The sequence below is a fragment of the Algoriphagus kandeliae genome (genome assembly GCF_004571135.1).
In the GTDB taxonomy this organism is placed as follows: domain Bacteria; phylum Bacteroidota; class Bacteroidia; order Cytophagales; family Cyclobacteriaceae; genus Algoriphagus; species Algoriphagus kandeliae.
In genome coordinates, this window is sequence record NZ_SPSB01000004.1 from 424,386 (window position 1) to 448,834 (window position 24,449).

Annotated in this window: 16 protein-coding genes and 4 tRNA genes; 4 read left to right on the forward strand and 16 right to left on the reverse strand. The window is 41.6% G+C overall.

The window, feature by feature from the left end; translation table 11 throughout:
- Positions 1-73: 73 nt before the first annotated feature.
- From E4S40_RS14215 to E4S40_RS14285, 15 genes are all read right to left on the reverse strand, one after another.
- On the reverse strand, positions 74-397 hold the full coding sequence (locus E4S40_RS14215) for a DUF3467 domain-containing protein (protein WP_135075502.1): 324 nt from the start codon (positions 395-397) through the stop codon (positions 74-76).
- Positions 398-462: 65 nt separating this feature from the next.
- The gene (rpoC, locus tag E4S40_RS14220) at positions 463-4,773 is read right to left on the reverse strand and encodes a DNA-directed RNA polymerase subunit beta' (protein WP_135075505.1); all 4,311 of its coding nucleotides are present in this window, start codon (positions 4,771-4,773) and stop codon (positions 463-465) included.
- Positions 4,774-4,822: 49 nt separating this feature from the next.
- Complete coding sequence (gene rpoB / locus E4S40_RS14225) at positions 4,823-8,698, reverse strand: DNA-directed RNA polymerase subunit beta (protein WP_135075507.1); 3,876 nt, start codon at positions 8,696-8,698, stop codon at positions 4,823-4,825.
- A 154-nt stretch (positions 8,699-8,852) separates the two neighbouring features.
- Positions 8,853-9,239, reverse strand: coding sequence for a 50S ribosomal protein L7/L12 (gene rplL / locus E4S40_RS14230; RefSeq protein ID WP_135075510.1), 387 nt, complete (start codon positions 9,237-9,239; stop codon positions 8,853-8,855).
- A 48-nt stretch (positions 9,240-9,287) separates the two neighbouring features.
- A complete protein-coding gene (gene rplJ, locus E4S40_RS14235) occupies positions 9,288-9,827 on the reverse strand; it encodes a 50S ribosomal protein L10 (RefSeq protein ID WP_135075513.1) in 540 nt (179 codons plus the stop codon).
- Between the two features lie 2 nt (positions 9,828-9,829).
- Positions 9,830-10,528, reverse strand: coding sequence for a 50S ribosomal protein L1 (rplA, locus tag E4S40_RS14240; RefSeq protein ID WP_135075516.1), 699 nt, complete (start codon positions 10,526-10,528; stop codon positions 9,830-9,832).
- Between the two features lie 10 nt (positions 10,529-10,538).
- A complete protein-coding gene (gene rplK / locus E4S40_RS14245) occupies positions 10,539-10,982 on the reverse strand; it encodes a 50S ribosomal protein L11 (protein WP_024284757.1) in 444 nt (147 codons plus the stop codon).
- Between the two features lie 3 nt (positions 10,983-10,985).
- Positions 10,986-11,543 (reverse strand): transcription termination/antitermination protein NusG, encoded by a 558-nt coding sequence (nusG, locus tag E4S40_RS14250; protein WP_135075518.1) that lies wholly within the window; start codon positions 11,541-11,543, stop codon positions 10,986-10,988.
- A gap of 18 nt (positions 11,544-11,561) precedes the next feature.
- The gene (gene secE / locus E4S40_RS14255; protein ID WP_087938047.1) at positions 11,562-11,750 is read right to left on the reverse strand and encodes a preprotein translocase subunit SecE; all 189 of its coding nucleotides are present in this window, start codon (positions 11,748-11,750) and stop codon (positions 11,562-11,564) included.
- 17 nt (positions 11,751-11,767) lie between these two features.
- A tRNA-Trp gene (locus E4S40_RS14260) sits at positions 11,768-11,838 on the reverse strand.
- 111 nt (positions 11,839-11,949) lie between these two features.
- Positions 11,950-13,137, reverse strand: coding sequence for an elongation factor Tu (gene tuf / locus E4S40_RS14265; RefSeq protein WP_135075521.1), 1,188 nt, complete (start codon positions 13,135-13,137; stop codon positions 11,950-11,952).
- Between the two features lie 59 nt (positions 13,138-13,196).
- Positions 13,197-13,268, reverse strand: a tRNA-Thr gene (locus E4S40_RS14270).
- Positions 13,269-13,295: 27 nt separating this feature from the next.
- A tRNA-Gly gene (locus E4S40_RS14275) sits at positions 13,296-13,368 on the reverse strand.
- A gap of 78 nt (positions 13,369-13,446) precedes the next feature.
- Positions 13,447-13,529 (reverse strand) — tRNA-Tyr (locus E4S40_RS14280).
- 144 nt (positions 13,530-13,673) lie between these two features.
- A complete protein-coding gene (locus E4S40_RS14285) occupies positions 13,674-16,298 on the reverse strand; it encodes a M1 family metallopeptidase (protein ID WP_135075524.1) in 2,625 nt (874 codons plus the stop codon).
- A gap of 78 nt (positions 16,299-16,376) precedes the next feature.
- Between E4S40_RS14285 and E4S40_RS14290 the strand changes: the two genes are divergently transcribed.
- From E4S40_RS14290 to frr, 3 genes are all read left to right on the forward strand, one after another.
- The gene (locus tag E4S40_RS14290; protein WP_135075527.1) at positions 16,377-16,871 is read left to right on the forward strand and encodes an acetyl-CoA carboxylase biotin carboxyl carrier protein subunit; all 495 of its coding nucleotides are present in this window, start codon (positions 16,377-16,379) and stop codon (positions 16,869-16,871) included.
- Positions 16,872-16,983: 112 nt separating this feature from the next.
- The gene (gene pyrH / locus E4S40_RS14295) at positions 16,984-17,694 is read left to right on the forward strand and encodes a UMP kinase (RefSeq protein ID WP_135075530.1); all 711 of its coding nucleotides are present in this window, start codon (positions 16,984-16,986) and stop codon (positions 17,692-17,694) included.
- A gap of 8 nt (positions 17,695-17,702) precedes the next feature.
- The gene (frr, locus tag E4S40_RS14300; protein ID WP_135075535.1) at positions 17,703-18,263 is read left to right on the forward strand and encodes a ribosome recycling factor; all 561 of its coding nucleotides are present in this window, start codon (positions 17,703-17,705) and stop codon (positions 18,261-18,263) included.
- 46 nt (positions 18,264-18,309) lie between these two features.
- Here the strand turns inward: frr and E4S40_RS14305 are convergent, their stop codons facing one another.
- The gene (locus E4S40_RS14305) at positions 18,310-20,961 is read right to left on the reverse strand and encodes a DUF5686 and carboxypeptidase regulatory-like domain-containing protein (RefSeq protein WP_135075538.1); all 2,652 of its coding nucleotides are present in this window, start codon (positions 20,959-20,961) and stop codon (positions 18,310-18,312) included.
- Positions 20,962-21,438: 477 nt separating this feature from the next.
- On the opposite strand from E4S40_RS14305, the gene E4S40_RS14310 reads away from it, so the two are divergent.
- Positions 21,439-24,432 carry a SusC/RagA family TonB-linked outer membrane protein gene (locus E4S40_RS14310; protein ID WP_135075541.1) on the forward strand — a complete coding sequence of 998 codons (2,994 nt, stop codon included), beginning with the start codon at positions 21,439-21,441 and terminating at the stop codon, positions 24,430-24,432.
- Positions 24,433-24,449: the final 17 nt, after the last annotated feature.

The following is a 24,449-nucleotide window of genomic DNA, read 5'->3' on the forward strand; positions in this document are numbered from 1 at the left end:
TAAACTGTTGAATTTTGGACTGCAAAGGTAAAGAAAGTAATAAGACTAACAAAATTAAGCAGTTATATTTTTGTTACGCTTCACCCGGAGTTCCGAAGCTAATTGGGAACCTCGGAGACTCATCACTTGGGTTGATTTTACCAAAAGCAGCCTCGTATTTTTCAATATTGTCTTTCAAAGCAGCCAAAAGCCGTCTTGCATGATCTGGTGTCACGATAATCCGGGACTTTACTTTTGCTTTAGGAACTCCTGGCATGAGGCGAATAAAATCAATCACAAACTCAGAATTGGAGTGGGCAATCATCGCCAAATTGCAGTAAGTACCTTCTGCTACCTCTTCCGATAGTTCCACATTAATTTGTTGATCCGGTCTTTTTTGTCCTTTATCTTCATTCATGGTTTTGGGGATTAAAAAAGGCCTGTACGTTTATACAGGCCTATTTTCAGTTTAATTCAAATATATTATAGAATTGCTTCGCTAGACTTTTGAGAAGGAACTTCCATGTTTTCGGATAGCTTCTCGTATTCCTCCTTAGAACCAACGATCATCTTTTGGAATCTTCGCTGTCCTGTACCAGCAGGAATCAAGTGTCCAACAATTACGTTTTCTTTCAAACCTAGCAATTCATCACGCTTACCTCTGATGGAAGCTTCTGAAAGCACCTTGGTAGTTTCCTGGAAGGAAGCTGCAGAGATAAAGCTTTCAGTACCCAAGGACGCCGCCGTAATACCTTGTAGCGTTGGCTTAGATACAGCTGGCTCTGCGTCACGAACCTGAACCAGTTTAAGATCCTTTCGCTTCAAGCTGGAATTTTCATCCCGAAGTCTTCTAGCAGAAATAATCATTCCTGGCTTCAAAGTCGAGGAGTCTCCAGCATCCATCACTACTTTCTTATCAAGAATCATATCGTTCTCTTCGCGGAATGCCCACTTATCAACGGTTTGACCTTGCAAGAAGCTTGTGTCACCTGCATCTAGGATTTCAACTTTCTGCATCATTTGAGATACGATTACCTCAATGTGCTTATCGTTGATTTTTACACCCTGAAGTCGGTAAACTTCCTGAATCTCGTTAACCAAATACTCTTGAACTGCAGTAGGTCCTTTGATTGCCAAGATGTCATTTGGAGTAATTGCTCCATCAGAGAGAGGCTCACCAGCGCGAATGAAGTCGTTTTCCTGAACCAAGATATGCTTGGATAGAGAAACCATATACTTCTTCACAACTCCATCTTTGGACTCAATGATAATCTCACGGTTACCACGCTTGATACCTCCATAAGTTACCACACCGTCGATTTCGGAAACGACTGCAGGGTTGGATGGGTTTCGAGCTTCGAACAATTCCGTTACTCTTGGAAGACCACCGGTGATGTCTCGGGTTTTACCAACAGATCGAGGGATTTTCACCAAAATCTGTCCAGCTTTTACTTTATCTCCCAAGTCAACTGCCAAGTGAGCTCCTACTGGAATATTGTAAGCCTTACTGTCCTCACCATAGTTCACCACGATGGCAGGGTTCTTAGTTCTATCCTTAGTTTCGATGATTACTTTTTCACGGAAACCAGTCTGATCATCGGCTACTTCTTTATAAGTAATACCTTCAACGATAGACTCGAATTCAACAGAACCATCAAATTCAGAAAGAATCACAGCGTTGTATGGATCCCAAGTACAAAGCGAATCACCTTTTGCTACCTTCTGACCATCTTTTACATTCAAGATAGCACCATAAGGAACGTGGTTAGAAACAAGGGCTTTACCATTTTTGGCATCATTGATTCGGATTTCTCCGGATCGACCCATTACCACTGTAACTGGCTCTCCATCTTTATTAGTGGTTTCGAGGAATCTCAATTCCTCATCGAATTCAACCACACCTTCAAACTTAGCATTGATACTTGCATCAACTGCCATGTTAGAAGCCGTACCACCTACGTGGAATGTACGAAGTGTCAACTGAGTACCTGGTTCACCGATAGACTGTGCAGCAATAACACCCACAGCTTCACCAGCATGCACCATTTTACCAGTAGCTAGATTTCGACCGTAACACTTAGAACATACACCCCGACGAGTTTCACAAGTCAATACGGAACGTATTTCAACTTCTTCAATCGCTGATTCATCTACTAAAGCAGCAATCTCATCGTCGATTTCAACTCCTGCAGGAATAATCAATTCGTCTGAAACTGGATCATATACATCGTGTACAGACACACGGCCCAAGATTCTTTCAGAAAGTGGCTCAACGATATCTTCATTGTCCTTCAGAGCCTGAACCACCAGACCTCTTAAAGTACCACAGTCATCCTCAGTCACGATCATGTCTTGTGCTACGTCCACCAATCGACGAGTCAAGTAACCCGCATCGGCAGTTTTCAAAGCTGTATCAGCAAGACCTTTACGTGCACCGTGGGTAGAGATAAAGTACTCGAGTACGTCCAAACCTTCCTTAAAGTTGGAAAGGATTGGGTTTTCGATGATTTCACCTACAGAACCTTGCAGGTTTTTCTGAGGCTTAGCCATCAGACCTCGCATACCTCCCAACTGACGGATTTGCTCTCTAGATCCTCGAGCACCGGAGTGCATCATCATGTAGATTGCATTGAATCCTTGCTTATCATCCTCCATTTGCTTCATAAGGATGTTGGTCAAGTGAGAGTTGGTACGAGTCCAAATATCAATTACCTGATTGTATCGCTCGTTGTCGGTGATCAGACCCATTAGGTAGTTGTTCCAAACAGCATCTACTTCCTCCTTGGCCTTAGCAATCATTGGATCTTTTTCATCCGGAATGATTACATCATTAAGCCCCATGGAAAGACCACCTCGGTAAGCCATCTGGAATCCAAGATGCTTGATGTCATCCAAGAATTGCGCAGTACGAGCAACTCCACAAACTTTCACCACCTTAGCGATGATTTGCTGAAGTTTTTTCTTGGTTAGAAGCTCGTTCACATACCCTACCTCTTCTGGAACGAATTGATTGAAAATCAATCGACCCGCTACGGTGTCAACCAATTCTTCCTTCAATTCACCTTCCGGAGTACGAACAGTCACTTTACACTTAATATGTGCGTGTTGGGAAATCTGTCCCTCGTTGAGAGCAATAATCACTTCCTCCTGTCCATAGAAGGTCATCCCTTCACCTAGAACTGGTTCTTCTGGAGTAGACTTTTTACCTTTTGTTACATAGTAAAGTCCCAATACCATGTCCTGAGAAGGTACCGTGATAGGAGCTCCGTTCGCAGGGTTAAGGATATTGTGAGAAGAAAGCATCAAAGTTGAAGCTTCCAAAATCGCCTCATGACCTAGCGGTACGTGTACAGCCATTTGGTCACCATCAAAGTCAGCGTTAAACGCTGTACATACCAATGGGTGAAGCTGGATAGCTTTTCCTTCGATCAATTTTGGCTGGAATGCCTGGATACCCAATCTGTGAAGAGTTGGGGCACGGTTAAGAAGAACCGGATGTCCTTTCAAAACATTTTCCAAAATATCCCAAACCACAGGATCTTTACGATCCACAATTTTCTTAGCCGACTTAACTGTCTTTACAATACCTCTTTCGATCAGCTTTCTGATGATAAATGGCTTGAAAAGCTCAGCTGCCATATTTTTAGGAAGACCACACTCGTGAAGCTTCAATTCAGGACCTACCACGATCACAGATCGACCGGAGTAATCCACACGCTTACCGAGCAAGTTTTGACGGAATCGACCTTGCTTTCCTTTCAACATATCGGAAAGGGATTTCAAGGCACGGTTACCATCTGATCTTACCGCATTTACTTTTCTTGAGTTATCAAAAAGAGAATCTACCGCTTCCTGAAGCATACGCTTCTCGTTTCTCAAAATCACCTCAGGTGCTTTGATATCGATCAATCGCTTCAAACGATTATTTCGGATGATTACTCTTCGATAAAGGTCATTCAAATCAGATGTTGCAAATCGACCTCCATCCAATGGAACCAATGGTCTCAATTCTGGTGGAATAACCGGAACCATTCGGACGATCATCCACTCTGGACGGTTTTCGATTCGAGTGCGGGCATCACGGAACGCTTCAACAACCTTCAATCGCTTCAAAGCTTCTGCTTTTCGCTGCTGAGAAGTATCAGTTGCTGCTTGGTGACGCAAAGAATAAGAAAGATCATCCAAATCCAATCTAGCAAGAAGCATTTCCAATGCCTCTGCACCCATTTTAGCGATGAACTTGTTAGGATCATCATCATCCAATAGGTGATTTTCTTTTGGAAGCTTATCCATGATATCCAAGTACTCATCTTCAGTCAAGAAGTCTAAGTACTGAATACCATCTTCCTCTTTTACCCCAGCTTGGATAACTACATATCGCTCGTAATAAACGATTTGATCAAGCTTCTTGGTAGGAAGGCCTAATAGGTATCCGATTTTATTTGGAAGTGATTTGAAATACCAAATATGGGCAACAGGAACCACCAATTCGATGTGTCCCATTCGCTCACGACGTACTTTCTTCTCAGTCACTTCTACGCCACAACGGTCGCAGATAATGCCTTTGTATCTGATGCGCTTGTATTTACCACAATGACATTCCCAGTCTTTAACCGGACCAAAAATCCGCTCACAGAACAAGCCCCCCATTTCAGGCTTGTAGGTTCTGTAGTTGATGGTTTCTGGCTGGGTCACTTCACCATTTGAGCTATCCAGGATAGATTCCGGGCTAGCCAAACTGATGGTGACTCTCGAAAAGTCATTGTTGAGTTTTTTGTTTTTTCTGAACGCCATAATTTTTGAAAGATATGTGAAGGGCGGTTTCCCGCCCAAATGAGCCTAATTAGTCTAAGGTAATTTCAAGTGCCAAGCCTCTCAATTCATGAACCAATACATTGAATGATTCAGGAATATTTGGTTTCGGCAAGTTTTCACCCTTGACAATCGCTTCGTAAGCTTTTGCACGGCCAATCACATCATCGGATTTTACCGTCAAAATCTCTTGCAACACGTGGGATGCACCAAATGCCTCAAGCGCCCAAACTTCCATTTCTCCGAAACGCTGACCACCAAATTGAGCTTTACCACCCAATGGCTGCTGCGTAATCAAAGAGTAAGGACCGATTGAACGAGCGTGCATTTTATCATCTACCAAGTGACCTAGCTTCAACATGTAGGCGATACCTACGGTTACTGGCTGATCAAATTTCGCACCTGTCAAACCATCGTATAGATAGGTACGTCCGTAAGGAGGTAGTCCTGCTGCTTCCAATTCTTTTGCCACGTCTTCCATAGAAGCACCGTCAAAGATTGGAGTAGCGTATTTCTTACCCATTTTGTGTCCAGCCCAAGCCAAAACAGTTTCGAAAATCTGTCCGATGTTCATTCGGGAAGGTACACCTAGTGGGTTCAATACGATATCCATTGGCGTACCGTCTTCCAAGAATGGCATATCCTCATCTCGGACGATTCTAGCCACGATACCTTTGTTACCGTGACGACCTGCCATCTTATCACCTACTTTTAGCTTACGTTTCTTGGCGATGTAAACTTTTGCAAGTTTTACAATTCCCGCTGGCAACTCATCCCCTACTTCTAGGGTGAATCGCTCACGCTTGAACTGACCACTGATTTCATTTCGTGCATTGGTGTAGTTCTTTACCAATTTCACGATCATTTCATTGGTATGTGCATCATCAGTCCAATCATCCAAAATAATGTCTGAAATAAGGTTCGCTTCTTCAGGAACATTGTAGTTGGATTCGTCTCTGTATGGGTTCTTCGCAGGGAATAGGTTGTTCTCAATGTTCTTTTGATTGAACTTCATTCCCTTGCTGATGATCTCATCACCAAACTTGTGCTTCACTCCTTGAGAAGTCTTGCCATCAAGCAATTTCACCAACTTATCGATCATTCTTGCTCTGATAGCCAATAGATCTTTGGAGTATTTTGCTTTCAGCTTTTCAACTTCCGCCTTCGCTTTCGCACGGTTGTCTTTATCTTTCTTAGGTCTGGAGAATAGCTTGGTCTCGATCACTACCCCATTCAAAGATGGAGAAGCTTTCAAGGAAGCATCCTTCACATCACCTGCTTTGTCACCAAAGATTGCACGAAGAAGTTTTTCTTCCGGAGTTGGATCAGTTTCTCCTTTTGGAGTGATCTTACCAATGATGATATCTCCTTCTTTTACTTCAGCACCTACGGTAATGATACCATTTTCGTCAAGATGCTTTACAGCTTCTTCGGAAACGTTAGGGATTTCAGAAGTCAATTCTTCTTCACCACGCTTGGTATCTCTAACCTCAAGTTGGAATTCTTCAACGTGGATGGAGGTAAAAATATCCTCACGAACAACTCGCTCAGAGATTACAATCGCATCCTCGAAGTTATATCCTTGCCATGGCATGTAAGCCACTCGAAGGTTTTTACCCAAAGCCAACTCACCATTATTAGTAGAATACCCTTCTACCAATACCTGACCTTTTTCCACTCGATCTCCTTTTAGTACAAGGGGAGTAAGGTTGATAGTGGTGTCTTGGTTCGTTCTTCTAAACTTGATAAGATCATAAGTCTTATACTCGTCAGTGAAATTCACGAGTAGTTCATCATCAGAAAGATCGTACTTGATTCGGATTCTGTTAGCATCCACATAATCAACTACACCATCCGCTTCTGCGATGATCAAAGCTCTTGAATCACGAGCTGCTTTTCCTTCCAAGCCAGTTCCTACAATAGGAGCTTCAGCTTTGATCAAAGGAACTGCTTGACGCTGCATGTTAGATCCCATCAAGGCACGGTTTGCATCATCATGCTCCAAGAATGGAATCAAGGAAGCCGCAACTGATACAATCTGGTTAGGAGCAACGTCCATGTAACTGATTTCAGATGGCTCCAATACCGGGAAGTCACCCTCATATCTAGCCTTTACCCGATCATTTACGAAAGATCCCTTGTCATCCAACGGTGCATTTGCCTGAGCGATATTGTGATTATCTTCTTCTTCAGCAGTCAAGAACACAATATCTTCTGGCTTCATGCCGACCTTACCTTCTTTCACCTTTCTATAAGGTGTTTCCAAGAAGCCCATGGAATTCACTTTTGCATGTACGCAAAGTGAAGAAATCAAACCAATGTTTGGACCTTCTGGAGTTTCAATGGTACAAAGTCGTCCATAGTGTGTATAGTGAACGTCTCGAACTTCGAAACCAGCACGCTCTCTGGAAAGACCACCTGGACCCAAAGCAGAAAGTCTACGCTTGTGCGTCAACTCAGCCAAAGGATTGGTTTGGTCCATGAACTGAGAAAGCTGATTTGTTCCAAAGAAGGAGTTGATCACAGAGGAAAGTGTACGAGCGTTGATCAAGTCTACTGGCTTGAAATCTTCATTGTCACGTACGTTCATTCGTTCACGGATAGTTCTTGCCATACGAGCAAGACCTACTCCGAACTGACTGTAAAGCTGCTCACCTACTGTACGAACTCGTCGATTGGAAAGGTGGTCGATATCATCGACAACAGCTTTAGAGTTGATCAATCCGATCAAATATTTAACGATGGAAATAATGTCTTCCTTCGTCAATACAATTTTATCAGGCTCGATATCGAGACCTAATTTTTTGTTGATTCTATATCGTCCTACTTCTCCCAAGTCATAACGCTTATCTGAGAAGAATAGGGAATGAATCACCTCTCGGGCAGTAGCCTCATCAGGTGCTTCTGTATTTCTAAGTTGACGGTAAATTACCTCAACCGCTTCTTTTTCAGAGTTGGAATTATCCTTCTGTAACGTATTATAGATGATGGAATAATCAGCGATATTCACATCTTCTCTATGAAGAATAATGCTTTTTGAACCGGAATCAAGGATCATTTCAATATCCTCATCGGTCAAAACGGTATCCCGCTCCAACAAAACTTCATTTCGGTCGATAGATACTACCTCACCTGTATCTTCATCCACGAAATCTTCCACCCAAGTTCTCAAAACACGGGCAGCAAGCTTTCTTCCTGCAGCTTTTTTAAGGGCAGTTTTGGTAGCTGGAACTTCCTCAGAAAGTCCAAACAAATCCAAAATATCCTTATCGGAACCATATCCGATAGCTCTAAGCAAAGTGGTTACAGGGAATTTTTTCTTTCGATCGATATAGGCATACATGACATTGTTAATGTCAGTCGCGAATTCGATCCAAGAACCTTTGAAAGGAATAATTCTAGCGGAGTAAAGCTTCGTCCCATTGGTGTGCTTACTTTGTGCGAAGAACACCCCAGGAGATCTGTGCAATTGAGACACGATAACACGCTCGGCCCCATTGATCACAAATGAACCTTTCTCGGTCATGTATGGAAGGTTTCCTAAGAAAACTTCCTGCTCGATGGTTTCAAAATCCTCATTGTCTTCGTCATGACAAAGCAATCGAAGTTTTGCCTTAAGCGGAACGGAGTAGGTCAGACCTCTTTCAATACATTCCCCGACGCTGTATTTGGGTGGATCCACCGCATAGTCGATGAATTCCAAGGTGAAATTTTCCCGGGAATCTGAAATTGGGAAATTCTCTGAGAAAACCTTGAATAATCCGTCGGCTCTTCTCTTTTCTGCAGGCGTATCCAGCTGGAAAAAGTCCTTGAAGGACTGTAGCTGGATATCGAGAAAATCCGGATAGTCTTTGACCACCTTTATGGAGGAGAAACTTTTCCTTTCGGTTTGATTCTTGATAGCCAAGGTAGTGTGTGTTTTGGTGAAATTAAATAACGGAATAAGACAATTGTCGCTTAGAATAATGCAATTTTTACCCTGTGCATAAACAGGAAAAGACCTGACTTGAATAGTCAGGTCTTAGGGCAAAACCTAAACCAGTGGTTTTTGGTTCGCCAAATTATTTGATCTCTACTTCAGCACCAGCTTCTTCAAGAGACTTCTTCAAAGCCTCAGCTTCGTCTTTAGCGACACCTTCTTTCAATGGCTTAGGAGCGGCATCAACCAATTCCTTCGCATCTTTCAATCCAAGACCAGTCAATTCTTTTACAAGCTTAACTACTGCAAGCTTCTGACCACCAGCAGCCTTTAGGATTACGTCAAAAGAAGTTTTCTCTTCTTCTGCAGCACCACCGTCAGCACCACCAGCAGCTGGTCCAGCAGCAACAGCTACAGCAGCTGCAGCAGGCTCGATACCATACTGATCCTTAAGGATGTCTGTCAATTCTTTAACCTCTTTTACAGTCAAGTTTACCAACTGATCTGCAAGTTGTGTAAGATCTGCCATTTTATTTAAAGTTTAATTTTTTACGTTGATAAATGAAGATTTAATTAATTATTGTTCGCCTCTTTCTTCCAAAGCTTTCAAAACTCCACCAAGGTTGTTTTGACCACTTTGAAGTGCAGAGATCAGGTTCATAGCAGGAGACTGAAGTAGACCCAATAGGTCTCCAAGCAACTCTTGCTTAGACTTAAGTTTAGACAGCATTTCAAGGTTTTCCTCTCCGACGAAAATATCGGAATCGATGGATGCACCTTTGAATACCGGACGGGTTTCTTTTTTACCCATCTTTTTTCTGAAATCCAGCAATACTTTTGCCGGCAGGTTACTAGTCTCTTTGGAGAAAATTATTCCAGAGAATCCTTTCAATGATTCATCCAACTGAGAAAAATCTGCGTCTAGATTTTCCAATGCCTTTTTGATTAAGGTGTTTTTGTACACTTTGTACTCCACTCCTCTTTCGTAGCAAGTTCGTCGGAAAGCATTTACCTCAGCTACAGAAAATCCCGCAGCATTCGTAATGTAGAAGAAAGGGTTTTCTCTGAACTTCTCGGTAAGACTGTCGATTACTTCTTTTTTCTCTTCTCTAGTCATGATTATATACCTTGAAAACTACCCTTGTCTACCTTAATGCCCGGAGACATTGTACTGGATAGATGAATACTCTTGAAATAAGTTCCTTTAGATGAAGAAGGCTTCAACTTAGAGATGGTTTGGATTAGCTCATTCACGTTTTCCTGAATTTTTTCAGGGCTGAATGAAACCTTACCAACGCTAGCATGGATAATTCCAAACTTATCAACTTTGAAATCGATCTTACCAGCTTTCACCTCTTTAACAGCTTTGCCTACTTCCAAAGTAACTGTACCTGCTTTAGGGTTTGGCATTAGGCCTCTTGGACCCAATACTCTACCTAGTCTACCTACCTTAGCCATTACGTTTGGCATAGTGATGATGACATCAATGTCAGTCCATCCGCCTTCGATTTTGGCAATGTAGTCGTCCAATCCAACGTAGTCTGCACCCGCTTCTTTGGCTTCTTCTTCTTTGTCAGGAGTACAAAGCACCAATACCTTGGTGTCTTTACCTGTACCATGTGGAAGAGCTACCACACCACGTACCATTTGATCAGCTTTACGAGGATCTACGCCAAGACGTACATCCACATCTACTGAAGCATCAAACTTAACGTTTGTGATTTCTTTCACGAGATTAGAAGCCGCCTCAAGGGAGTACACTTGGCTTGGGTCGTATTTAGAAAGAGCTTCTTTTTGCTTTTTTGTTAACTTAGCCATAGTTGTTTTATTATTCTTCCCAAGGGGCTTTACCAGATACCGTGATACCCATACTACGTGCAGTACCAGCTACCATTCGCATGGCAGACTCCACTTTAAAGGCATTCAAGTCAGGCATCTTTACCTCCGCTATTTCCTTTACCTGATCCCAGGTAACAGATCCTACCTTCTTACGGTTAGGTTCTGCAGATCCGCCTTTGATTTTTGCCGCTTCCAAAAGCAGGTTCGCTGCTGGTGGAGTTTTTACGACGAAATCGAAAGACTTATCCGAGTAGATTGTAATCAATACAGGGCACGTTTGTCCCATTTTGTCTTGGGTACGTGCATTGAATTGCTTACAAAACTCCATGATGTTCAAACCCTTGGAACCAAGAGCTGGACCAACTGGAGGTGACGGATTTGCCTGGCCACCTTTCACTTGCAGTTTTAAATAACCAGTGATTTCCTTAGCCATTGCTTAGTCTTGTTTTTCTACTTGTATAAAGTTTAATTCAACAGGAGTATTTCGACCAAAGATCTTGACCATTACGTTCAATTTCTTCTTGTCATCAAATATCTCCTCAATTGTCCCGGTAAATCCACTAAAGGGTCCGTCCATTACTTTTACGGACTCTCCGACTATAAATGGTGTATCCAGCTTCTCGGCAAACTCATCAATCTCCTCAACCTTTCCTAAGATACGGTTGACTTCTGATTGGCGTAATGGTTCAGGGGTTTTGGAAGCTCCCCCCTGGTTTGATCCAAGAAATCCGATTACTCCCGGAATGCTCGTTATTACGTGATTGGCCTCACCATGTGAAAGATCTGCGTTGACCAAAACGTAACCAGGGAAAAAGTTTCTTTCTCTGACACGCTTTTTGCCATTTCGCATTTCATATACTTTCTCAGATGGGATTAGCACTTCAGGAATATATTCCTCCAACTTCTGTCTGAAAATTTCATTTTCCAGATAAGTCTTAGTCTTTTTTTCCTGTCCTGCTACGACTCTGAGTACGTACCACTTATGATCGGCCATGCTGTAATGTCAATTCAATTAAAACAAATCATAAAACCATGTCATGATGTTTTCGAATCCTAAATCAACTGCTCCGATAAACAAAGCAAAGATCAAAGAAGCTACCAACACCAGCACCGCTGAGTTTTGAAGAAATGAGTACTTAGGCCAAGTGACCTTGTTTTTCATTTCGTCGTAGGATTCGAGGACAAAGTTTTTCAGATTCATATGTATTAGCTTACTAGCACGGGCAGAGAGATTCGAACTCCCATCAACGGTTTTGGAGACCGCTATTCTGCCATTGAACTATGCCCGTGTGTTTGATCGCTCTCCAAACGGGAACGCAAAATTAGATATAAGAGCCTTAAGAAACAAATGCGATCCCAAAAAACTTCGGGATCGCATTGTGTATCAATTATTCAGGATATTAGTCCAAGATTTCAGTAACCTGACCGGCACCTACTGTACGACCACCTTCACGGATCGCAAATCGTAGACCTTTTTCCAAAGCAACTGCGTTCAACAAGTTAACTTCGATAGTCACGTTATCACCTGGCATAACCATTTCTACATTTTCAGGAAGCTTGATCTCTCCAGTTACGTCAGTAGTTCTCAAGTAGAACTGAGGACGATACTTGTTGAAGAATGGAGTGTGGCGTCCACCTTCTTCTTTGGAAAGAACGTAAACTTCAGCTTTGAAGTGAGCGTGAGGAGTAACAGACCCTGGCTTACAGATAATCATACCACGCTTGATCTGAGACTTTTCGATACCTCTCAACAACAAACCTACGTTGTCACCTGCTTCACCTCTGTCTAGGATCTTACGGAACATCTCTACACCAGTAACGGTAGACTTTAATCCCTCAGCTCCCATACCAATGATATCTACAGGGTCACCAGTGTTAACAACACCTCTTTCAATACGTCCGGTAGCTACAGTACCACGACCCGTGATAGAGAAAACGTCTTCAACTGGCATCAAGAAGTCCTTGTCGATCAAACGCTCAGGAAGTGGAATGTAGTTATCAACTGCATCCATCAATTCCATTACAGTTTTTTCCCACTTCTCTTCTCCGTTCAATGCACCAAGTGCAGAACCTTTGATTACAGGAATGTTATCACCATCAAACTCATAGAAAGAAAGCAATTCTCTAACTTCCATTTCTACTAGTTCAAGTAGTTCTTCATCGTCAACCATGTCCACCTTGTTCAAGAATACAACAAGTGCAGGTACACCTACCTGACGAGCAAGAAGGATGTGCTCACGAGTTTGAGGCATTGGTCCGTCAGTAGCAGCTACCACTAGGATAGCACCGTCCATCTGAGCAGCACCAGTAACCATGTTCTTAACGTAGTCAGCGTGTCCAGGACAGTCAACGTGTGCGTAGTGTCTTGCAGCAGTTTGATACTCTACGTGAGAAGTGTTAATGGTAATACCTCTTTCTTTTTCTTCTGGAGCGTTGTCGATAGAAGAGAAATCTCTTAGTTCGGAAAGACCTTGTTTAGCCAATACTGTAGTAATAGCGGCAGTCAATGTAGTTTTTCCATGGTCTACGTGTCCAATCGTACCGATGTTTACGTGCGGCTTGGAACGGTCGAATGTTGCTTTTGCCATGCTTGAAAATCCTCAGTTTAAGTTTAAAGATATGTTTAATTTAATTTGAAGCCGTTAAGAGCCAACGACGGGATTTGAACCCGTGACCCCTTCCTTACCAAGGAAGTACTCTACCCCTGAGCTACGTCGGCTTTTACCCGATGCTTAGAAAAGCATTGAGCGGGAGACGAGGCTCGAACCCGCGACCTGCAGCTTGGAAGGCTGCCGCTCTACCAACTGAGCTACTCCCGCTTTTAATATCTCTGGGATTACTCCCTTATGTTTTCGCCCTGCAAAACTAGAAAAAAATTTTACATTCAGGCAACTATGTGGGGGAAACAGGATTCGAACCTGTGAAGACATAAGTCAACGGATTTACAGTCCGTCCCAGTTGGCCGCTTTGGTATTCCCCCAACTCGATTAACACAGCCATTTTCAACTCATCTCTGTGTTAACGGATGGCAAAATTATGGGCTTTTCACAAAGTTTCAAAGCATCAAAAATAATTTTGAAAAGATTTTCTGAAAATATCCTTCAATTCACTCAATATCAGCCTATTAATTTTCATCTTTTAATGTCTGAAGAAAGTATTCGAAGTAATTTTTTATCTGTTGATTGCTTTCTTGAGCAGCAATTCGAATCATTTCATTCAAAATCTCAGGATCATCGGCAAATCCCAACAGGCCTTGAAAGGCTCCCAATCGAACAAATACTTGAGGGTTTTGCTCCATTTGATTTAGAAGATACTGCTTTGCTTCTTCTACACCCTCCTCTGGGTAATTGATGAAATATTCACTGAAATACCCCAAAAAGTAGTATAATCCCTCTCCACTCAAGTAAGGCAACTTGGATCGAAACCACACTCCTTTTCCTCTTACACCCTCATTTAAATAATATTCTGCCAAAGGGACTAAAATCCGATAATTAGTTTCATCCGCAAATCGATCCATCAATTCTGGATCGATTTCCGTTTCTGTTGCAAGATTCATAGCCATCAGAGCAGAACTTGCCACCAAGTATGAAGAATCATTTGCCATTCGGACAAAAGCAGTGAAGTATTTGTCACCATCCAAAGTTCCCAATAAATCAATTGCTCCTGCGCGTACTGAATTTTCCGGATCCTGCTCGGCTATTTGATACACTCTATCTTCTACACCCAAATCCATTACCCATTGGGGATTGCGCTGAAGGATTTGAAGGGAAAGTTCTCGGACACTCCAAAATGAGTCCTCCAATCCTTCCTTCAAAAGAGGTTTGATTAGATTTTCTTCCTCCCTCATCATAAGTGAATCCAAAGATTCGTAACGAGCAACTCCCAAATGAGATTCCTGAAATTGCCTTACATAAAATTCAGAAGGAATATTTGAGCTGATTTTGGTTAAAAGATTTTTTTCTTCATCAAAATAAAGTTGATCTATTGGAGCTTCGTTTCCTAAAGCAAATTGTTGAAATGCCCCTTCTAATAAGAACTGCTTTTGCTTTCGCTCAACTCCTTCATACCAACTGACCTTGAAGGGAAGTTTGTACAAAGGCGTGTTTTCCAAATCCTGAATTTGTTGGATTGAAATCAACAAATTATCAGGCTGAGAATAATCTACCTCCACTGCTAATTCCGGATGCCCTTTGTCCAAAAACCATTGATTGAAAAACCAATTCAAATCCTCCCCACTGACTTTTTCAAAGGCAAGTCGAAGTTGATGCACTTCTACACTTTGAAGGGCATTAGCCTGGAGATACTGATTTAACCCTTGAAAAAACAACTCATCTCCTAAATACTCGCGAAGCATGTGCAAAATCAACCCACCTTTCGAATAGGAATGCGCATCAAACATATCTCCATCCGCATCCTCATAGAAAAAGCGAATTAAATCCACTTGCTTTGATTCTGCCTCTTGGAAATAGGTCTCTTTCTCCACCAATAACTTCAACTTGGCTTCATCCGCGCCATATTTATACTCATTCCAGAGAAATTCACTGTAATTGGCAAAGGCTTCATTTAACGTCAAATTAGACCAGGATTCAGCTGTGACATAATCCCCAAACCACTGATGGAACAATTCATGTGCGATGATGTAATCCCATTCCGAATCAATAGCTTCTCGTTCTGTCAGTCTCAATTCCTCCATAAAAATCGAAGCTGTGGTATTTTCCATAGCTCCTGACACAAAATCCCGAACCACAATCTGATCATATTTTGGCCAGGGAAATTTTACCTGAAGGAGCTTTTCAAAATATTCGATCATCTCAGGGGTATGCTGGAAAACTTTTGCTGCCCCCGCCCCATATCCTTTCTCTACATAATAATTGATCGGCAATCCTTCATAATCAGCCTCTACCTTATCAAAATCTCCGATAGCTACTGCCGCTAAATAAGGGGCGTGCGGAATATCCATTCTCCAGGTATCCTTTCGCAGACCATTGTCAAGAGCAGTCTGTTTTACCAAAACACCATTACTGATAGTAGTAAGAGTGTCAGCCACCGTCAAATGGATGGTTTGAGTAAATCGTTCGTTTGGCTTATCGATTGTAGGAAACCACTTGCTATTATATTCGGTCTCACCTTGTGTCCATATCATGGTAGGCTTTCCCGGGACTGTATTTAAGGGATCAATAAAATATAAGCCTTTCGTATCTGTAATTGCTAAATTATCCGAACCAGAATTTCGCTCAGGAAAAGCGGTGTACTTCATCCTGATTTTAAAAGTATCCTCCGGACTCAGCTCTTTTGGCAAATAGATAAATACTTGCTTGAAATCATAGCGGTAGTTCAATACTGTCTCTTCCTCTCCATTCAAAAAATAAACCCTTCCCAATTCAAAATCTTTGGCATCCAAAACTAGCTCACTTTGCTTTCTAGAATAAGGCTTGATTTGCAAGGTAGCCTCTCCCCTTACTACTTGCCTTTGATAGTCAAAAGACAAATCCAATTCCGTATCAAGAATATCAAAATATCGGGGGGCAGAAGCACGATAAGCTTTCAATTCATACTCCTTTTGAAGAGCCAGCAAGGCTAATTTAAGTGAGTCATCTGAAGTATCTTCCTCCGGGATTTCTGAAAATACAATTCCGGGATCATCCGATTCAGCATCGATTAATTCCTTAGAGCTTTTACAAGAAAATAAAACGATCAAAAGACCGAATACACCCAAAAGTGTATTCTTTCCCAAAATATTCTTTGGCATCGTGTTCAATTATTGGATATTTGGCAAATCTTATCCGAAATCATCAACTTTCGGGATTGAAAGCTCAAAATAGCAGGAATGTTTTCAGTTATCATTAAGGATAAAAGCTTTTCGGTAGAAAAAACCGAGAAAGGCATCCAAGTCGAGGGAAAAACCTTGAATTGGGATCTAATGCCCATTGATGGCAAGCGATTTCACTTAATCAATGGTCACCAATCCTTAGAAGCGGAATTGGTGAGCTTGGATCGCGAATCAAAAACTCTTCAAATTCGACTCAATAAAAAAGTGGTCTCAGTATCACTAAAAGATCGATTTGATCTTTTGTTGGAAGAAATGGGGATGGAGGATCAAGGTGCTGCAAGTGTACAAGATATCAAAGCCCCTATGCCAGGATTGATTTTGGATCTGAAAGTCAAGCCGGGAGACGAGGTAAAAAAAGGCGATGTAGTGCTCATCTTGGAGGCCATGAAAATGGAAAACATTATCAAATCTCCAGGAGACGGCATCGTATCCGATGTCAAAGTCAGTCTAAAGCAAAGTGTTGAGAAAAACCAGGTACTGATTACCTTCTAGGCAAGGTGGTACTGAAAAGTAAAAAATGATTAACATTATCCGGGATAGAATTTATATTTGTCGAAATTTTTTCTGGTAGCTAGTCGGTTTCATGCTTGAAAACATCTAACAAATGAAATACAAAAGAATCCTCCTAAAACTAAGTGGAGAGGCCTTGATGGGCGAAAAAAATTACGGTATTGATCCAAATCGCCTGCAACAATACACCCAAGAGATACAGAAAGTAAAGGAAATGGGGGTAGAGATTGCCATCGTTATCGGAGGAGGAAATATTTTCAGGGGAGTCCAAGCAGAGAAATCCGGAATTGACCGAGTTCAGGGAGACTACATGGGCATGTTGGCAACTTTGATAAATGCAATGGCCCTTCAAAGTGCTTTGGAACAGGGAGGCTTGTATACCCGGCTTATGTCAGGAATCAAAGTAGAAAGTGTCTGCGAACCATTTATTCGAAGAAGGGCGATTCGCCACCTGGAAAAAGGAAGAATTGTAATTTTCGGAGCCGGAATCGGAAACCCTTATTTCACTACGGATTCTACCGCCAGTCTTCGGGCCATTGAAATTGAAGCGGATGTCGTACTAAAAGGCACACGGGTAGATGGGGTATATACAGCCGACCCGGAAAAAGACAAAACAGCGACGAAATACCATACCATTTCCTTCAACGAAGTGTATGAAAAAAACCTGAATGTCATGGACATGACGGCATTCACACTTTGTCAGGAAAACAATTTGCCTATCATTGTATTTGACATGAATAAAGCCGGTAATTTGAGCAAACTCGTAGAAGGCGAAGAAATCGGCACACTAATCACATCAATCTAAGCAATCTCATGGAAGAAATAGAACTTTACTTAGACGACGCAAAAGAACAAATGCAAAAAGCAGTGGATCATACTGCTGCAGAATTAGTGAAAATTCGAGCTGGAAAAGCGATGCCTAATTTGATGGACGGCATCATGGTACCTTACTATGGCACCCCAACGCCTATTAATCAGGTATCTTCCATCACTACTCCTGATGCCAGAACCCTGGCTATCAAACCTTTCGAGCGAAATTTGATTTCAGAAATCGAAAAAGCCATCATCAACTCAGACTTGGGATTGGCCCCTCAAAATAACGGCGAGATAATCATTTTGACCATTCCGGCCTTGACGGAAGAGCGAAGATTAACTCTCGTGAAGCAGGCGAAGCATGAAAGTGAGAATGGAAAAATATCCGTTCGAACTGTCCGTAAAGACACCAATGACTCCTTGAAAAAACTTCAGAAGGAAGGCGCATCTGAGGACGAAATTAAACGAGCGGAAGAGAAAGTTCAAAAATTGACAGATCAGTACATCGCTAAAATCGAGGAGCTTCTAGCCAAAAAAGAAGCGGAAATCATGAAAGTCTGATCGGACTTTAATTCATTCAGAAAAGGCCACTCAAAAGTGGCCTTTTTTATTGTACCGTGATAAACGTAGCTATACCAAATCTCACCCCTCCACGAAGATAATTTCCATTTTCAAAGCCAGCACCGATTTCCACTCGGAATAGCCTGAAAAGATTATCCAAAGAATAGCCGACTTCGACATAATGCGGGGAATTTTCGGTTTTTAGATAATTCAAGAAAATATTTTCCTGCACACCTGAGAATCGTAGCATCGGCAATTGAGTGAACAGGAACTTTCGGAATTGATAGTGGAAGATTCCCGATACATAGGAACCGCTCGTGCTGTATTTGTAATAATCCATAAATCGATAATTGGAAGCAGGACCAAAATTGGAAAAGATGGTTCGATTGCCTCCAAAGTGCTGAAAGTCCGGAAAATAAACCTGATTTGAATTGAGGAAAACACCCCCCGTGATATTGAAATCTAACTTTCCGCTTATCCCAAAAGTATAATCATGTTCTATCCCTAATCTCAGATGATCAAAATCCGCAGCAAAATCCTTTTGGTTTCTCAAACTTGGGATTGCTTTGATATAATCGGCTCTGATTAATGGCGCTCGGTCAGAAATCGGGTATTTTCTACCATTCCGAATTCCATACCTTATCCCAGGTCGCCATTCAATTCCAAGTTGGAATTTGGCGATTTGATGATCATGGAAAGAGGCATTCCCTGCTTCCACATTTTCGGGCTGATTGGGAGAGTAGACTCTTTCCGGCTTATTGTACCAACTGTAATCGGACTGATTGAAAAGCTGACGGCGGTCTGCAAAGCTGACATTTACCCGATAAGTTAAGGAATAATCGACTCGATGAGCCCAATAAAATCTGGCAAAACTCTGCTCATATAACTTCATGTAATTTTGACGGAAAAGCAGGGAATAAAGCGCATTTACCTGCTCATTGATTGGTTCATCTCCATTGAATTGATAAATGAATCTACCTCCTTCCAATCCGTAGGAATGTCCTGAAGTTGGTTTGGTTACTGACCAGCGGATATTTGTTTTTCCATAAAATCGCTTACTCGAAAAACCATAGCGTAACTCCGGTTCGATATTGAAACTCTTTCGGATGCTATTCACACTATCTGCAAGCTTGATTTCTTTTTGCTTTCGGTAAAACATCCCCAAGCCGACTTTCCATCCCTCAACTGTATTGAAAGAGACTTTGGTTAAATTTTCTCTAAAACCAACCGAAACACCATTTCCAAAGTAATAATTATCCCCAAAGAGAAAATCGAGTGGTTTATACTTTTCTCGGGCCTTTTTTGCGACCGAATCCACATCACTCATTTTTGCAGCTTCCACTACTGCTAGGCTATCATCTCGTCGATACCCTTGTATTTCTTTAGCAGTAAGCGGAACCGGCCGAATGCTATCCCAATAACTCAAATCCCTTTTTTTGGCTAAGCTATCTATGCTATAGTTGCGCTCTGTAACTACTTCCGGTTCCTTTTGCTCCTTGAGCATTTCCTTTTCATATTCATTGAGAAGCTTTCGGTATTCCTTTCGGGTTTTTGGTTCCTCAGAATTTAATTTTTCCAGGGTGCTCATTGCTGTTGGAACTGCCTGATTGGCTTCTTGAGAAGGGACTTCCTCAATTTTTTCATCGATCAAAGTTGGCGTGTGAGCCAAATCAGGATTAAGAGTCACTTGATAATCCCTTGTGGAAGCGAGGTACTTGAATTCCCCTGCAAAGCCAAAAAACTTCCCTGAGAAGCGATAGGTATGAGTTAAAGGCATCCAGACATTGTCAGCTACTGGAGCGTACTGCTGCTTGGCTTCGATTTGAAAGCCCAATAAGGAAGTCTTCAAATCCAAACTATGAATCGCCCATAAATCCTCGATAATATAAATGTATCCATCAAAAACCCGCTCTCCTTTTGATCGTGGAATAACTCGGATTTTACTCACCATCACCTCATTATCAAAAAAACTCCCCTCATATCGAAAACGATAATATTGAAAGGCAGCTCGTGATAAAGGTGAGATGATCTCATTGATTTTTTCCTGATAAAAACTGGTCTGAATATAGGGTGCTGGGGAGGTATTTTGGTTTTCACCATTGGTACGAATCGAGATAACCTCTTCTTCTATTTTGTCCGGCAGGCTAAACTTAATTCTTGAAACTGATTCGGAAGTATAGGCCTCATTCAAGTTCAAGCCCTCCTTCTCAAGCGTCTTTTTCATAAAAAATGGCGCATCAGTCAATTGCCCGGTTCCTTTAAGATACACGGTCATTTCATATTGCTGAAGCTGAAGGCGATGATACTTTGCTTTTGCGATAGCTTTCCGCATAATAGTCAATGCAGGGTCTTCGGCACCGGCTTTTACCTCCACTTGCTCCAGCGTATAAACCTGAGGCTCCAAAACCACGTCAAATGTGGTCCACTCTCCAGGCCTGACTGCAATAGTTTCTATTCGGGACTTATAGCCTAAAAATTGAAAGTATACGTCATACAGTCCTTCCTCCAATTTTATCTCATAATATCCCTCTGCATTGGCAGGAACACCATCTCCGATATTCCGGATAAAAACTGATGCAAATGGTAAAACCTCCCCCTCATTGGAAGTGATCTTTCCCTTAATTCCTTGCGCACTTAGAATAGCCGGCGAGAGAATAAAAAATTGGGAGGAAAAAAGAATAGAAATAAGAAAGCGCATAGTTAATAAAAAACAGCAGTGGGTTTTTGTTGAATGTTTACGGTAGCATTTAGCATTTGTTGGAAAGAACCTTTACATCCAAAAGAATAAGTTATAATTAGTATATACAAATGCTATCTATTAGCCCGATTTGTCTTTAATTTTTTTTAAGATAAAAGATCACTTATTAAAATTTTTTAAGAATGTATCTCAGTTGCAAAATTGGAGATTGAAAGCTTTGATCAAATTTTCAAATTTTTAATAAAAATTCGATTTTTTAATTTTTAATAAAAGGAAAACGTTTTCCATTGATTTTTGAGTAATTAAAATATCATTTTGATGAATATTTACTAAAATAAACTTTATTCTATTAAATCCCCTCAAAGCCCAATGTAATGTGGCCATTTCTTAAATATTGCAAAATCAAAAAATAAACAACACATTAGTTTCGAAATTAAGTACTCATACCTATTTCGCTTTTTACTAACAAAAAACCCTATGAGAAATTATTTACAACAGTTCAAAACATTGGCTCTTGCCTTGACACTCCTGCTAGGAGTATCGATCATGGCCAATGCGCAAAACAGAACCATCACAGGTACAGTCCTGGATGCTTCTTTGGGAGACCCTGTTCCTGGTGCCACCGTATTAATCAAAGGTACCACTAGGGGTGTAGCGACAGATCTGGATGGAAAGTTTACACTTGAAATTCAATCTGGCGATCAAGTTTTAGTAGTTTCCTTTGTTGGCTACCTGACCCAAGAGGTAGAAATTGGAAACCAAAGTACTTTTACCATTAATCTTGAGGAAGATATCCAAAGCTTGGAAGAAGCTGTGGTAATCGGTTATGGTTCTCAGGATAAGAAAGAGATTACATCTGCAGTTGTTGGGGTAAAACCTGAAGACTTCAACCGTGGTAACGTGTCCAACCCGGCACAATTGCTACAAGGTAAGGTAGCAGGTCTTTCCATCACCCGCCCTGGTGGTAACCCTAACAATGGATTTAATATCCGGTTGAGAGGTCTTTCTACCTTTGGTGCCAACTCTTCTCCATTAATCGTATTGGATGGAGTAATTGGTGCTTCTTTGGAAAACGTAGACCCGAATGACATTCAGTCCATCGACGTATTGAAAGATGGTTCTGCTGCTGCGATCTATGGTGCTAGAGGTTCTTCTGGTGTAATTTTGATCACCACTACTCGTTCTGGCAAAAAAGATGGCAATGTAAACGTGACCATCAATTCCTTCGGAACAATGGATCAGGCTACTAACTTGATTCCAGTGCTTTCCGCTGAGGAATTTGTAGCAAGAGGCGGTACAGACTTCGGTAGCAACACCGACTGGAGAGAAGAATTGATCAGCGACGCTTTCTCTTACACTACTAACGCTAGTATCTCTGGTGGATTCCAAAACACTAGCTATATGGCTTCTGTCAACTACCGAAACAATCAAGGAATCGTAGACGGAACCAACAACCAAAGACTAAATACTCGTATCAACCTTTCTCAAGGTGCATTGGACAACAAATTGAGATTCAATGTGAACTTGTCCTTCACGAATGTTGATTCTGAGTCTATTAACGATGCAGCATTTAGATATGCTACTATCTACAACCCAACCGCTCCTGTGTTTGAAAATACTGAAAGTGCTCAAGAGCGATTTGGTGGTTATTTCCAAAGAGACCTTTTTGATTTCTACAACCCTGTAGCATTGGCTAATCAACAACAGTTTATTGGTGAAACCAAAACTGCTTTGACTTCTTACAGAGTAGAATACGACTTCCTTCCAAACTTGACTTGGTCAGCTCAATATTCTCAGGACAGAAGAAACACCATTTCTGGTGGCTTCTGGTCTAGACAAGATTTCCAAGTTGGTTTCGGTGCTAGTGGTTCTGCTGAAAGAACTGCTTTTGATAGAGATCAAAAGATCTTCGAAACTACCTTGCGTTATGAAACAGACCTTTCTGACGGTCTAAATATGACCTTGCTTGGTGGTCTTGGTTTCCAAAAGACCAAGAATGAAGGATTCGGCGCTAGAGTTCGTCAGTACCTATTCGACTTAGGTTGGGACAACTTGGGTGCTGGTGCTATTCGCCTAGGCGCAAACACCAACTTGTATTCTTTTGCAAATGAAGATCAATTGAACTCTGCATTCGGTAGAGCAAACTTCAACTACAACAACTGGTTGTTCCTTTCTGCTTCTGTAAGAGCTGAAACTTATTCCGGATTCGGTGAAAACAATCAAACTGGTGTATTCCCTGCATTCTCTGTAGGTTCTGACTTCACTCAGATCTTCGACATGGGAATCTTCGATCAGTTCAAGCCAAGAGTTTCTTATGGTGTGACTGGTAACCTTCCTCCATCCCCAACCCTTGCTTTGGGTGTATTTGGAAACGGTAACAGAATCGATTTGGACGGTGATCCATTGACTACCAATGACATCTTCGTGGGTATCGTTCAAAACTCAAACCCTAACAAGGATTTGAAATGGGAAACCAAGAAAGAATTTAACGTTGGTATCGACTTTGGACTGTTGGATGGAGTACTTTCTGGTAGCGTTGACTACTACACCAGAAATATCTCTGACCTATTGTTCAACGTACCGGTAGCAACAGGTGCTCCTAACCCATTTGATCCAGGAAGATTTAATACAGCATCTTCTACTTGGGTTAACTTGGCTGACTTGAGAAATGCAGGTTTCGAATTTGCCATTTCTGCAAACAGATTAGGTAAAGGTTCTTTGAAGTGGACTCCTTCCTTCAACTTCACTATTTATCAGAAGACAACTATCGAAAGCTTATCAGCTGGTGAGCTAGGATTTGACGAATTGAGATTCGCAACTCCAGGTTCTCCAGGTCAGAATAACAACCCTATCATCTACAACCGAGTAGGTCAGACTTTGGGTGACTTCTACGGTCCAAGATTGTTGGGTATTTCTGAAGGTGGTGAGTATATCCTTTCCACTACTGATCCAAACGAATTTGAAAGATTGGGTAATGGTCTTCCAAAGGGTGAATTCGGTTTTGCTAACAACTTGGAGTGGGGTCAGTGGAACTTGAGCTTCTTCTTCAGAGGTGCTTGGGGTCATGACTTGTACAACTCTTACAGAGGTTTCTACGAAAATGCTGATGGCGCTTCCAATACTTGGAACTCCGTAATCACTGACAAGACACCTACCAATCCGTTGATCACCTCAACTCCTACTTTCAACAGTTCATATGTTGAGGATGCATCTTTCATTCGATTGGACAACATGGAATTGGGATACAACTTCAAAACCAATTCTCCTAATTTGGGTTCTTTAAGAGTGTACTTTGCTGCGCAAAACCTCTTCACCATCACAAACTATACAGGTATCGATCCTGAAGTTAGAATCAATGACTCTGAGAACGGTGACGGTTTCACAACTTCACTTTCTCCAGGTATCGAGCGTAGAAATACGTATTTCCAAACCAGATCCTTTACTTTGGGTCTAACCGTAAACTTTAAGTAATCAATCAAATAACAGAG

Excerpts from the sequence above, each read along its gene's own strand:
- rplK (WP_024284757.1), bottom strand. The coding sequence starts at position 10,982 with ATGGCTAAGGAAATCACTGGTTATTTAAAACTGCAAGTGAAAGGTGGC.
- rplJ (WP_135075513.1), bottom strand. The coding sequence starts at position 9,827 with ATGACTAGAGAAGAGAAAAAAGAAGTAATCGACAGTCTTACCGAGAAG.
- frr (WP_135075535.1), top strand. The coding sequence starts at position 17,703 with ATGGAAGAAATAGAACTTTACTTAGACGACGCAAAAGAACAAATGCAA.
- E4S40_RS14285 (WP_135075524.1), bottom strand. The coding sequence starts at position 16,298 with ATGCCAAAGAATATTTTGGGAAAGAATACACTTTTGGGTGTATTCGGT.
- E4S40_RS14290 (WP_135075527.1), top strand. The coding sequence starts at position 16,377 with ATGTTTTCAGTTATCATTAAGGATAAAAGCTTTTCGGTAGAAAAAACC.
- rpoC (WP_135075505.1), bottom strand. The coding sequence starts at position 4,773 with ATGGCGTTCAGAAAAAACAAAAAACTCAACAATGACTTTTCGAGAGTC.
- E4S40_RS14305 (WP_135075538.1), bottom strand. The coding sequence starts at position 20,961 with ATGCGCTTTCTTATTTCTATTCTTTTTTCCTCCCAATTTTTTATTCTC.
- pyrH (WP_135075530.1), top strand. The coding sequence starts at position 16,984 with ATGAAATACAAAAGAATCCTCCTAAAACTAAGTGGAGAGGCCTTGATG.
- tuf (WP_135075521.1), bottom strand. The coding sequence starts at position 13,137 with ATGGCAAAAGCAACATTCGACCGTTCCAAGCCGCACGTAAACATCGGT.
- nusG (WP_135075518.1), bottom strand. The coding sequence starts at position 11,543 with ATGGCCGATCATAAGTGGTACGTACTCAGAGTCGTAGCAGGACAGGAA.
- E4S40_RS14215 (WP_135075502.1), bottom strand. The coding sequence starts at position 397 with ATGAATGAAGATAAAGGACAAAAAAGACCGGATCAACAAATTAATGTG.
- secE (WP_087938047.1), bottom strand. The coding sequence starts at position 11,750 with ATGAATCTGAAAAACTTTGTCCTCGAATCCTACGACGAAATGAAAAAC.
- rplL (WP_135075510.1), bottom strand. The coding sequence starts at position 9,239 with ATGGCAGATCTTACACAACTTGCAGATCAGTTGGTAAACTTGACTGTA.
- rplA (WP_135075516.1), bottom strand. The coding sequence starts at position 10,528 with ATGGCTAAGTTAACAAAAAAGCAAAAAGAAGCTCTTTCTAAATACGAC.
- E4S40_RS14310 (WP_135075541.1), top strand. The coding sequence starts at position 21,439 with ATGAGAAATTATTTACAACAGTTCAAAACATTGGCTCTTGCCTTGACA.